11 protein-coding genes and 2 tRNA genes are annotated in these 12155 nt (G+C 58.7%); 8 read left to right on the forward strand and 5 right to left on the reverse strand.

The annotated features are described in order from the left end of the window. The 3 genes from gspD to WC683_11050 all read right to left on the reverse strand — a co-directional run. The coding region (gene gspD / locus WC683_11040; protein MFA4973143.1) for a type II secretion system secretin GspD at positions 1–1766 on the reverse strand (1766 nt) is incomplete at its 3' end. Then, positions 1753–2739 carry a type II secretion system protein GspC gene (gene gspC, locus WC683_11045; protein MFA4973144.1) on the reverse strand — a complete coding sequence of 329 codons (987 nt, stop codon included), beginning with the start codon at positions 2737–2739 and terminating at the stop codon, positions 1753–1755. The genes gspD and gspC, both read right to left, overlap by 14 nt. Positions 2740–2799: 60 nt before the next feature. Further along, a complete protein-coding gene (locus WC683_11050) occupies positions 2800–4746 on the reverse strand; it encodes a HAMP domain-containing sensor histidine kinase (GenBank protein MFA4973145.1) in 1947 nt (648 codons plus the stop codon). A gap of 158 nt (positions 4747–4904) precedes the next feature. On the opposite strand from WC683_11050, the gene rpoZ reads away from it, so the two are divergent. The 3 genes from rpoZ (at position 4905) to WC683_11065 (ending at position 5431) form a co-directional block, all read left to right on the forward strand. Continuing rightward, complete coding sequence (gene rpoZ / locus WC683_11055) at positions 4905–5120, forward strand: DNA-directed RNA polymerase subunit omega (protein MFA4973146.1); 216 nt, start codon at positions 4905–4907, stop codon at positions 5118–5120. A gap of 47 nt (positions 5121–5167) precedes the next feature. Next, a tRNA-Leu gene (locus WC683_11060) sits at positions 5168–5252 on the forward strand. Between the two features lie 106 nt (positions 5253–5358). Then, positions 5359–5431: transfer RNA gene (locus tag WC683_11065), tRNA-Thr, on the forward strand. 404 nt (positions 5432–5835) lie between these two features. Here WC683_11065 and WC683_11070 read toward each other — a convergent pair. Then, positions 5836–6723 (reverse strand): radical SAM protein, encoded by an 888-nt coding sequence (locus tag WC683_11070; protein MFA4973147.1) that lies wholly within the window; start codon positions 6721–6723, stop codon positions 5836–5838. 257 nt (positions 6724–6980) lie between these two features. On the opposite strand from WC683_11070, the gene WC683_11075 reads away from it, so the two are divergent. From WC683_11075 to WC683_11095, 5 genes are read left to right on the forward strand one after another with little or no spacing between them, the layout of a single operon-like run. Further along, complete coding sequence (locus WC683_11075) at positions 6981–8336, forward strand: CDP-alcohol phosphatidyltransferase family protein (protein MFA4973148.1); 1356 nt, start codon at positions 6981–6983, stop codon at positions 8334–8336. Beyond that, positions 8330–8968: an HAD family hydrolase gene (locus tag WC683_11080; GenBank protein ID MFA4973149.1), complete on the forward strand. Its 639-nt coding sequence runs from the start codon at positions 8330–8332 to the stop codon at positions 8966–8968. The genes WC683_11075 and WC683_11080 overlap by 7 nt, the downstream gene beginning before the upstream one ends. A gap of 8 nt (positions 8969–8976) precedes the next feature. Next, entirely contained in the window at positions 8977–9699 is a 723-nt protein-coding gene (locus WC683_11085; GenBank protein ID MFA4973150.1) for an NTP transferase domain-containing protein, read from the forward strand. Beyond that, complete coding sequence (locus WC683_11090) at positions 9696–10736, forward strand: lysylphosphatidylglycerol synthase transmembrane domain-containing protein (protein MFA4973151.1); 1041 nt, start codon at positions 9696–9698, stop codon at positions 10734–10736. The genes WC683_11085 and WC683_11090 overlap by 4 nt, the downstream gene beginning before the upstream one ends. Positions 10737–10747: 11 nt before the next feature. Next, positions 10748–11437, forward strand: coding sequence for a class II aldolase/adducin family protein (locus WC683_11095; GenBank protein ID MFA4973152.1), 690 nt, complete (start codon positions 10748–10750; stop codon positions 11435–11437). 148 nt (positions 11438–11585) lie between these two features. Here the strand turns inward: WC683_11095 and WC683_11100 are convergent, their stop codons facing one another. Next, positions 11586–11942, reverse strand: a complete 357-nt coding sequence (locus WC683_11100) for a hypothetical protein (GenBank protein MFA4973153.1) — start codon at positions 11940–11942, stop codon at positions 11586–11588. Between the last annotated feature and the right edge of the window lie 213 nt (positions 11943–12155).

Here is a 12155-nt window from a genome sequence, read left to right on the forward strand (position 1 = left end):
CCCTCGCTGATCTGAGGAGTGATCTCGAGCGTGAGTCCCGCCTCCAACGGATACGGCTCGACGGCCTGGAATCCGGTCGTGCCGGACTGCGTCACCTTTTGCGCGTATATCGTGCGCGTCACTTCGATCGACGCCTTCTGGTTGTCCAGGGTCATGATGTTGGGCGTGGATACGATGTTCGCGTCGCGATAGACCTGCAGGAAATTCAAGAATGCAGCGAACGAGGGAATCGTGAGCGAGGTGGTGCCGCCCCCGCTGGACGGCACGTCTATGGTCACGGAGTCCCTGGACATCAATCCGCCCAGGAGTCCGGGCGACGAGAAGAAATTAGAGTAGTCGAACATCCCGCTGAGCGCGCTGAAATCAGAGAAGCCCGTGCTGCCGAAGCCCAGGACCGAACCGGAGCCGACGCCGCTGTAACCCGATGCGCCGTATTTCTTGTTATTCTCGACCTCCAGCTCCATCACGACCGCCTCGAGATAAACCTGGCGCCTGGGTATGTCGAGCTTGGAGATCAGCTCATCCACCAGGGTCTTATAGTCCTTTGCGGATGCGGTGATTATCAGGGCGTTCGTGGTCTCGTCGGCCCCTATGCTGATCCCTCCCTCGAGTTGCGCCACGACCGGAGCGGTTGCCGTTGTTCCTGCAGCGCCCTCAGCCTGTCCGGCCGGTTTCGCCGCCGCCCCGCCGGCCTTCTTGGAGACGCCCGTGGCCCCGCCGGAGGTGATGGCTGAAAGCGTCGAAGCAAGCTCGACGGCGTTCGCGTACTTGAGATAGTGCACATGGATCGTGCCGGAGTCGGCCATCTCCAGGGGCATATCCAGCTTCGCTATGATCGCCTTGACCTCGTCTATCGCGCGTTTGCTGGCGAGCACGATCAGCGAGTTGGTCCTCTCATCGGCGATGATCTTGGAGACGTCTTTTATGTCTTCGAGCTGTTGGGTCTTGGCGGCGGCGCCCCTCGCGCCTGCGGCGCCCTTGGCTCCCTCGATCTCGAACAGGGAGAGCACAGTCTGCGCCACCTCCCTCGCGTCGGCATAATTCACGGGGATGATCTCGAGAACCTGCTGCGGCCCCTCCTGGTCGAGCTCCTTGATGATCTTCATGAGCCTGTCGATGTTCGTGCCGGAGTCCGTGATTATGAGCGTGTTGGTCGCAGGGTATGCGAACATATTGCCCGATTTGGAGATCAGACCCTTGATGGCGTTGGACATGTCCAGCGCGCTTATGTTCTGCAGGTTGATCAGCCTGGTCACGTAGCTGTCCGTGAACGGGGTCGAATCCACGTGGATAGGTATCGGAGAACCTGCCGCATCCTTGAGGCTGACGATCTTTATTATGCCCCCGGGCCCTATGACCGTTGTGAAGCCGGCCACCTCCAAGGCGGAGAGGAAGGCCTGATAAGCCTGCTCCTTGGTCATCTTCTTCTCAGACATTATGGTGACCTTGCCGCGAACCTTGTCGTCGATGATGAAGTTCTTGCCGGCCGCCTTGCTTATCTGCTGGATGACGTCCTTGATGTCCTGGTCCTGGACGTTGAGATAGACCATGTCATCGCCACCGGCCTTGGACGGCTCCGCGCCCTCGGCCGGCTTCACAGCGCCCGCCCCTTCGGCGACAGGCGATGCCGGTTTCTCCGCCGGCGCCTGCGCCGTCTCTGGCAGTCGCACGCTCCCTCTTGCAGGCGCCTGCGCGTTGACTGCTGTCGCCAAGGCAAGAAACGCCAGGGCTACGATGAACACCGATATTTTTTTAACGTATCTCATAGTCCAAGGTGGTTGGCTGTCCCTGTCTCACAAGGTCGAGCGTTATCTGCTTCTCGTCCTTCAGGGCGCTGAAGATCTCAAAACCCTTTTTCACGTCGAGCTCCATGCCGTTGATCTTCTGAAGCACGTCTCCCCTGCGAAGACCGAGTTTAGCAAAAATCGAATCGCTTTTCACGGAGAGTATTTTCATGCCCGACACTTTGCCGCCTGCGAAGTTCGGCACCGCCCTGATCTCCGTATAGAGCTTGTCCAGGTTTCCCAGCGCATCCTGGACCTCCCTCTGGTCCACGGTGAACTTTCCAGGCTCATCCCTCTTGATCAGCGCAGGGACCTCAGCCTCCTTGGACGGACCTGCCATGGCGATCGGCTCCCTGACGGGCGGCGCGAAAATATCGGATGCTGAGGCCGGTTTGACCTCAGCATACTCGAGTCTTCCGTTGTGTACAAATTCTATCCGGTCCGGCTGGACAAGGGTGAGCTTGGTGTTCGGCGCAAAGCTCTCCTCGTCGCCGACCGCGTAGACTTTGGCCCCGCCGCCTCCTCCCCCTGTCCCGGCCTTTCCCTTGGCAGGCGTCGGCGCTGCGGCAGCCCCCCCTATTGTTGCGGAAGATCGCGAATCATCGCCGTTTCCCACCACGAGCACCCCCAGGATATTGAGGGAAAGGCTGGTCAAGACAGCCTCTCCAGTCAGCTCAGCAGCCTCCTCGGCAGCGGCCTCCGGAGCAGCCTCACCCTCCTTGGTCGGGGGCGTTGAATCGAATATATTGCGATCGATGATGATGCTGTAGTCATCGACGCTCCTTCTTTTGAGCTCTGAAGGAGCGACATCCGAAGTCTTGAGCACACCCACGGACCTCTGCACCTCCATCGACTTGCCGAGATATACGCTCGTGACCTTGGCCAGGAAAAAGGCACAGGCAAGGATGCCAAATAAGTCGATTGCCCATGAATACTGACGGATGCCCCCGGCCATTTAAAGTTTCTCCTTCAAAAAGGCATTATACCTGACTAAAAAACAAGAGAAAACATAAAATTAGTCTGAAAAGGCCAGTGGAATCACCACCGTAAATCGAGCCCCCCTGCCGAGCTCGCTCTCTACCCAGATCTGGCCACCGTGCATCTCTATGAATCTCCTCGCCAGCGCGAGCCCGAGACCGGTGCCGCCGAAGTTACGCGTGGACGAGCCATCGGCCTGATGGAACATGTCAAATATCCTGTCTATGTGATCAGCGGGGATACCTATGCCGGTGTCCTCCACGACTATTTCCAGAGAACCGGCGTCGAGCATATGCTCAGCCCCTTCGAAACGCTGCCACCACCGAGCCCTCCCCTTGACGTCCTCCCATGAACGGAAAAACCTCGTGAAGGCTGATATCCTGCCCTGGCTGGGCGTAAATTTGTTGGCATTGGCCATAAGGTTGAGTATCGCCTGTTGTATCTTGCGCTCATCGCCGCTCACCGGAGGTATTCCCTTCTCCACATCCACGGCCAGGGTCTGCCCCTTCTTCTGAACCAGCGGGGCGAGCGTCGTGGATACGCGCCTCATCACCTCGCTGATGTCGAATTTTCTCACGTCGAGCTTCATGCGACCCGACTCGATCTTGGTCAGATCGAGCAGGCTGTTTATCATATCGAGCAGGTCCGCCGCATTGTGGAGGACCTCCTTCAACGCCTCACGCTGTTCATCGGATATTTCGCCCATCACGCCCTCTGTCAAAAGCTCCGAAAATCCTATGATGGCGGTGAGCGGCGTACGGAGCTCATGACTCATGGTGGCCAGGAATTCCGATTTCACCTGGTTGGCCTCTTTGAGCTCCTCGTTGAGCTTCGTCAGACGGTCGATCAGCAGGGCGGCTTCGAGCGAGAGGGCGGACTGATTTGCAAAGGCCTCCATGGTCGCCAGCTGTGCGTCGCCCACATAGGCTTCCTTGCTGAAGCAGATCAGGGCGCCAAGGGTATCCTTCTCGACAACTATCGGCACGACGACGATGCGCTTGAACCCCAGGGCCTCCTTGATCTTTCTGCTGTGCTCCTCTGAGATCAGCCCTTCGAGGCCCATCAACAGCTCGCTCACTTCCCTGCGGAAGATCACCCGATGCCTCATGATATCCTGAGTAACCGGGCTGGCCAGCGCATCCATCGGAAATTCCATACCCTCGATCGGCCTGCCGAGGATCTGTTCGATCACGGCATTTTTCGGATGGGTCATCGGCACGTGCAGCCTGGCGACGCCTGCGTCGCGATCGAACCGGACCATGACCGCGCCCTCGAGGCCCAAGCCGTCGAGCACCCCTGAGAGCAGGTCGTCGATCACGTCGCGCAAAGCTTGGGCGCTGCGCACCGTGGAACCCATCCTGTAGAGAGCAGTGAGCTCCCTGTTGCGTCTCTCCAGTATGCGCTCGCGCCGTTGCGAAAAATAACTGGAGACCTTGACCGTGTATACGATCAACACGAGCAACGCCGCAGCCATCAGGAAATGCGCAAAGGGCGTATAGGTCGGCACAGGCAGTCTGTCGCCGTAATAGAGCAGCAAAGGCGGGATCACGCCGTAATGACATAGGAGCAAGAATAGGCCGTAATAGGCCGCCGAGACCAAGGCAACTATCGCCGCAAGATAGTGATTGTAGAGAACGCCGGCGGTCAGGACATAAAGTATGTAGATCGTGAAATAAGAGCTGTGCGGTCCGCCGGTGAGATAGAGGACCGATGTCAGCGCCGTGAGGTCGGCCAGCAGCTCGACCACGAACGAGAGGATGAGCATCCTCCCGCGAATCACGTTGTAGTAGGCCAGCCCGGTTATCAAAAAAGTGGAGAAGACTATCGCTGCAACCGTCTTGGTCTGTCCCAGAACGTCCCGCATGAAATAGATATAGACCGCCCAGAAGCCCAAAAATGCGACCACCCTGAGTTTGAACACGAATACGTGACGCGTGGTGTATTCAGGCAGAATCGCATCGATAAGCGCAGCTCTTTTGTTCATTAATACTGTCCGTTGCTCCAATTAAAGACCCCCGCAAGCATTAGTAGAGTTTACAAGATATCATGCCTTTGCAAGGTTCGTCAAACCTATAACCCCTTGACTTTCTGTCACAATCCATCTAGAAGCGGCTTCCCTCATCTGAAAGGAGATATATATTTATGGCCCGAGTCACAGTCGAAGACTGCCTGGAACATGTGGAAAACAGATTTGAGCTTGTTCATCTGGCTGCGCAGAGGACGAAGCAAATATGCAGGGGCTCGAGAGCCCTCATCAAGTGCAAGAATCGGGAACCCGTTTGCTCGCTGCGCGAGATAGCCGATGGATTGGTGAAGCCTGTGCCTATGACCGAGGATGACGACACGAGCGCGAACTGAAACCCGCCTGCATTGGTCCGCGCCGCAGCATCTATCAGGGGGGCATTGCCGGAGTGGCGGAATGGCAGACGCAGGGGACTCAAAATCCCCCGGGCCTCACAGCTCGTGCCGGTTCAAGTCCGGCCTCCGGCACAGAAATTTTGCATAGACAAAATTTTCCTCTAATTTCGATCATCTATTTTCTATTTTCGAAAATGGAAAATAGAAAATAGAGGGAAAAATTCCGAAGGAATTTTTTGCCGAGGTAGCTCAGCTGGTAGAGCAGCTGATTCGTAATCAGCAGGTCGTCGGTTCGATTCCGATCCTCGGCTCACAACAAAACGGCCTCCCAATTCAGGGAGGCCGTTTTTTCATCCGGACAAAAAAATGCGTCGGCACCGATCGGATGCCGACGCAGATTTTATGCCGCAAAGAAACCTTACTCAGTCTTCTCGCCTTCACCCTCAGGTGCCGGCGGGGGCGGCGGTGGCGGCGGGGGCGGCATTGCCGCTTCAGGCTGGACAACTTCAGCTGCCGGAGCTGTAGGCTCAGTAGCCTGTTTCTTCTGGCAGCCCAGCCAGTACAAACCGCAGAGGCCGAGTGCTACGAGAACCACTAAAAACTTTTTCATCTTAATCCTCCTCCTCCCAATTGGGAAATCTTGTTGTCAACTCATCGAAATTTGGGTGTCTTTATATCAGCCAGCGCACGCCGCGTGCAAGCGAAATAAATACCCCTAGGCCTTTATGAGTTCCAGAAGCCTCCCGGGCGCCAGCGGATTCGCCTCGGCCTCGCCCCTGCAGGTGTACCAACATTTCTGGCAGGCAACCTTTTTCTGCAGCCTGGGGAGATACTCCGAGTAGTGGCAGACCCTTGGAAGCTCGGAGCATTGCTGCACGAAGCCGTCGGGCGTCACCTGAATCCAGTTAAAACCTGCCTTGCACCCAGGGATAAAGCCGTCGCGGAAATATGCGGGCACCTTTTTTAGGTAATAATCCGAATTCTTGATGTGGCCGAGGCTGCGCTTGAGCCGCCTGATCTCGTCCACTATGCCCACCAACTGCGTGTAGCGGTTCTGCGCCACCATCCCGCCCTCGTCGTCGCGCTTGAGGGCGCAGTACGCGGAGAAAGAGACCATCGCCCCCCACTCGCTCGCGCGATACGCGATAGGCAGGATCTGGTCCAGATTCGACTCCATTATTATCGTGTTGAGCGCAATCCTGTAGCCCGCGGCCGTGAGCGCCGGGATGGTCTTCGCAAGATGCGCGTAGAGTCCCTTCACCTGTCGCACCTCGTCGTGTTTCTCGCCCAGATAATCGAGCGACACGCAGATCTGGTCCACGCCCGCCTCCACGAGGCTGCGCGCCCGCTCCTCATTCAGGATCGCACCGTTGGTGATAAAGGCCAGGTAATGGCAGTATGGCCTGATGCCCCTTATCACCTCGGCGTAGTCGCGCCGCATGAACGGCTCTCCGCCGGAGACCGAGACCAGGACCGGCTTGAACTTCCTGATCACCTGTGAATAATCGGCGAGTTCCTCACTCTCACCCGCCTTCCAGCAGGCGCAGAATGAGCACCTAGCGTTGCATCTCTTTGTAATCTCAAGGTTAATTGACAAAGGCATGCCCCGCGCCTTGCAGCGGAGGAAATACCAAAACCCCCTGAGGGGGCTTGCCACCTTGTGATTTACAGGCCTCATTCCGCTCACTGGAATCCTCGCAAGGGGGTCGCTGCTAGCACAGACAAGCCGATACCGTCAACAGGAACACATCCCCCAAAAAAGCCTGGTTTCAAATTTTCTTTACAGGTTTCAATGGGTTGTGCTAGTGCTCGGCCGATTCTCTGACCCCAAAAGTGCCTAATTATCGTTCAAGCGAGGCGATGAAGAACAGCGCGCTGATATATGTGCCCTCCGACACCCCGGAGGCGATGTCGATCACGACCGCCAAGGTAGCGGGCGTGCCGCTGATCGTCCGCGGAATCATGACGCTCGCGGACGCCGGGGTCGAGAGTATCGCCCTGCTCATGGCCGAGTCGCAGCGGCAGAAGGTCGAGCGCTTCCTAGAGAGATACGGCGACAAGAAACTCCCATCCATAGACATCATCACATATGCCGAACCCTACAGGGTGAGTTCCGACATCGTGAAAAGGATCGTCGACGGCGCGGCAGGGCGACTCCTCATGATCAACGGCAATTTGATCTTCGAGAAAGAGCTCCTTGCGAACGTGCGAAGGACGGCCCTCCGCGACGGCCGCGTGCTCCTCTGCGAGGAGGGTGCGCACCGCATCCCGGTCATCGACATCACCCCAGCGGCGCTCGCCACGCTGATCGATTTCACCGAGCAGAGGCCCCGCTCCATCGAGAGCTGCCTCGCGCAACTTGCGGAGCTGGCGGAGGATGAGCGCGCAAAGCTCCCCGTGAAGAGCTACACGTTCCTGCTCAAGTCGTTTCGCGACCGTGCGGTGGCGGAGAAGGCGCTGGCCGAATCGATCCGCCTGGGCACGCCCGGCCCGGTGGCGCGATACATAAACAAGCGGATATCGCTCCCGATCAGCCTCTTCCTCTCAAAGCTCTGGGTGAGCCCCAACTCCATCACCGGATTCAACATAATACTGGGGGTCTTCGCCGGCGTGTTCGCGGCCGACGGCAGCAACTATTGGATGATACTGCTCGGAGCGGGGCTCTTCCAGGCCGCGTCGATAGTGGACGGCTGCGACGGCGAGGTGGCCAAATTCACCTTCAGGTGCAGCAAGTTCGGGCAGTACGCGGACACCCTCTCGGACAACCTATCGTTGGGCAGCATGCTCACCGGCATCATGGCCGGTTATTGGCGCTCCACGCACTCTCCGATCGCATTCTACGTCGGCGCCATCATGCTCGCGACCACCGGGCTCACGATCTTCTGGATCATGCGCTATCTCAAGAGGAACACGCAGTCCGCCAGCCTCGCCACGTTCGACACCGCATATCTGCAGAAACTCTCGAATCAGCCGCGATGGCTCCTCGCCTTCATCAGGTTCGGCAAATACACGTTGAAGAAAGACGCCTACTCCTTCTTCTTCCTGGTGTTCGCGGCCATGGGAGTCCTCTACTGGTGGCTATTCATCGTGGCGCTGGGCACCACCATCGCAGCGGCAATACTCACGTATCTCAACGCGCAGGAATGGCTCTCCGCCCGCTCCACAGGCAGGGCGATGCCGGCCTCGGCAAAGAGGGAGGCTCATTCCGCATGCTGAAGCAGGCAGAAAGAGCGGTGGTCTTCGACTTCGACGGCACGATCGTCGACTCGATGAACGCGTTTGCGGAGATCGCGTCACGCGTGATGCCCAAGAGGCTGCCAATCGACGCCGAAGAGGCGCGCCGACTCTATTTCGAGACCTCGGGGCTCCCCTTCTTTCAGCAGCTGGAGGTCATCTTCCCTGGCAATCCGGCCAACCGCGAGACCGCTGAGGAATACGAAAAGCTCAAGCTTGAAGGCTATTTCGAGGAGCCGGTCTTCGACGACGCGGCAGAGACGGTGGGTTTCCTGCGCGGACAGGGGCTCAAGGTCATCGTGTCCTCCAATAACTTCCAGCACCTCGTGGATCGCTTCGTGGAGATGAAGGGCCTCGAGTTCGACATGGTGCTCGGCTTCAAACAGGGATTTGCGAAGGGCGCGGACCACTTCAGACACATAGAGAAAAATCTCGATATCCCGAAGGAGCGAATCACCTTTGTCGGAGACTCCCTCAAGGACGGCGAGCGCGCCGGGCAGCACGGCGTCCGTTTCATAGGCAAGGAAGGGATATTCACCCGCGACCAGTTCGAGTCGAAGTTCCCGGGGGCGCAGGTGATATCCGAACTCTCTGAATTGAAGGGGATGTTTTAGGAGTTCATATGCACGCAGTCATCATAGCAGCCGGGCTGGGCAACAGGCTGGGCCGCCTCACGAAGGACAGGCCAAAGGCCCTCGTGCCTGTCGCAGGGCGCGAGCTCATCCTCCGCGCGCTGGACGCCATCGACCACCCCGCCATCCGGCAGAAGACCGTGGTCACCGGCTACCATGGCGATCGGCTCCGCAACTTCATCGAGAACACCTGCGACGACGTCGAGACCGTCAACAACCCTAATTACGAGGACGGCAGCATACGCACGATCGAGACCGTGCTCCCTCTGGTGACCGGCGATTTCCTGCTCATGAACGTGGACCACATATACCCGAAGAAGCTGATCGCCCACGTGATTGCGAACCTGAACGGGCTCACCGCCATCTGCGACTTCGATCGCACGCTGGGGCCGGACGACATGAAGGTGAAGCTCGACGACGCGGGAAAGATAAAGGGCATCAAGAAGACGCTATCGGACTATACGTGCGGCTACATAGGCATGACCCATTGCCCGTCCGAGAGCCTCGCCGCCTACAGGCGCGCGGTGGCCGCAGCCAGGGCAAAGTACGGCGACTCGGCCAACGTCGAATCGGCGCTCGCATTCCTCGCCGAAGAGAGTTTCCCCATCAACGTCTGCGACGCCTCGGGCATCGGATGGCTGGAGGTGGACACGCCTCTTGACCTCGCCCGCGCGGAGGCCGCGCTCAACGACAACCCGGAGTTTCTGCGATGAAAAAATTTGTGAAATACGGTCGGATCCTTTTCCTGCTCGTGGGAGCGGCGCTCCTCATCACCCTGATCCAGAAGGTCGGCTGGCAGAACATACTGGCCAACATCGCGCAGCTCGGGTGGCGCTTCATCCCGATACTCTGCATCAGCGGCGCCGGCTACATGCTCTACACCATAGCCTGGATGCAGTTCCTGGGCAGGCTGGGGGACGGCATAGGCTTCATCGATCTCTTCAGGATCAAGATAGCCGGCGAGGCTGTGAACACGCTCACCCCGGCAAACTTCATCGGCGGCGATCCGATGCGCATCTACCTGCTCAAGAAGAGTTTCAGGACCGCTCAGGGCGCGGCGTCCGTGGTCGTGGACCGTACGCTTCAGATATTGGCCGTTCTCATCACCGTGCTCATCGGCATCGTGGCGGCCTTCCTCAAGTTCGAAAACAAGCTCTCCGACAACATCGCCTATGGCGTGCCGGCGGCCCTCTTGATCTCGCTGGGCTTCATGGGATTTTTGCTCATCCACCAGAAACGCGGCCTCTTCAGCATGATCCTCAGGATCGCGCGCAGGCTCGGCATCCGCAAGGAGTTCTCCGAGAAGACCGTGCGCAGGTTCGAGGAGTTGGACGGCCACATAATGGATTTCTACAACGAGAGCCACACAGGGTTCCTGGCGGCGCTCGCCTGCCACGTCGGAGGAAGGCTGCTGGGCGTGCTGGAGATCTACGCGATCGGACGCATCGTGAGCGACGAATTCTCGCTCTTCGCCTCCCTCATGCTCGCGGCGCTGGCCCCGATGATCTCCCTGGTATTCGCGTTCATACCCGGAGCGTTCGGCGTCATGGAGGGCGCGTTCAGCGGCCTGTTGTATCTCATGCACATCAATCCCTCCATCGGCATCACGATCCAGATAGCCAAGAGGCTCCGCGCCGCGTTCTGGATCTCGCTCGGCCTCTTCTTCCTCGGCTCACGCGAGCGCGAAAAGGTCTTTGACGAGGATTCAATTATGGCCGAGGCCGAGAAGGCGGCGGCAGAAGAGGCTTGAGGGGGGAGATAATGGACTCTTGCGGCGCACATCCGTGGGAGAGGGACAAGAGGCGGGCGATCGCGGACGTCTGCCACAGGCTCTACGACCGACGCTACCTCGTGGCCACCAGCGGCAACGTGTCGGTCCGCGACGGCGAGGGATTTCTCATCACCCCCGGCTCCACCCGCAAGGACACCATCACCCCTGAGTCCATAGTCGCCTGCAGGCCGGACGGCGCCACGATAAAGCCGGACGCGCATCCCTCCTCCGAGGTGGCGATGCACAGCCAAGTCTATGCGGCAAGATCGGACATCAACGCCGCGATACATGCGCACCCGCACTATTGCCTCGCCTGTTCCCTGGGCGACATCTCGCTCACCGAGATGCTCTTGCCCGAGCTCGCTATATACATCGGGCCCGTGCCGGCGGTCCCCTACGCCACGCCCGGCACCGAAGAGATGGCCGAGACCCTGGACCCGTTCCTCGCGGGCCACAATGCGTTTCTGCTCAAGCGCCACGGCGTGCTGGTGCTCGGCCGAGATCTGCTCGACGCGTTCAACAGGCTCGAACACCTGGAGCACATAGCCAATGTGGCCTACCTGGTGAGCTCGCTGGGTTCGATCGAGCCGCTCACCAAGACCGAGTTGAGGAAGCTGACCACGCAGGCGCGCAGACTCGGCCAGCACATATCCAAGACGCTTCTCGACCTTCTGGAGTGACTCCATGCTCAAACCCGGATTGAGATCGATCGCACTGAGGACCGCGCTGGCAGCGCTCAACTTCGCCATGGCGGCATCGCTTCACGTCCTGATGTGGAGAAACAATTTGTGGCGGGAAGATCGGTGGACTAAAAAACTGTGAACGGTCTCAGAACTCCGTATTTTCTTCTTCGAACATCTTCTTGTAGAAGGGATCCCCCTCGGCCGCGTCCACCACGCGCTCGGTGATCTCCTCAACCATGTCGTTGTCCACGCAGCCCAGGTTCTCGTCCACCGTGTCCCAGACCTTTTTCTTCACCTTGCCCTTGAACTGCTCGCGTTCAAAGCGCGGGTTGCCCAGGCGCACGAGGCCGTCCAGGTGCTGGCGGTCCTTGCGCATGACCTCATGGGCCACGTCCACGAGCTTGGTCTCGCGCCTCTCCTTGCGCTCCCCTTCGGCGCCCTGTTCCACAGACCCTGTCGACGCCGGCTGATTTGACACGTTGTTCACGAACTTGGTGATCATGGGTCGCTGGCTCCTTAGTCCTCCCGGGCCCTTCTTTAGCCTCGGTTCCCCTCCATTGCCCGGCTCACCTTCCTTATCGCAGCTCCCTCAAAAAAGTTGCGCGGATTTTTTCGCCCCCCTGATTTTGGCGGAAAAGACCCATCAGATTAGCCTTGTGCGTCGCATAAAACCGGGGTATAGGCCCCCCTATCAACCCGCGCCTGTAAACGGGAG

Source organism: bacterium (genome assembly GCA_041648665.1).
GTDB lineage: Bacteria > UBA10199 > UBA10199 > 2-02-FULL-44-16 > JAAZCA01 > JAFGMW01.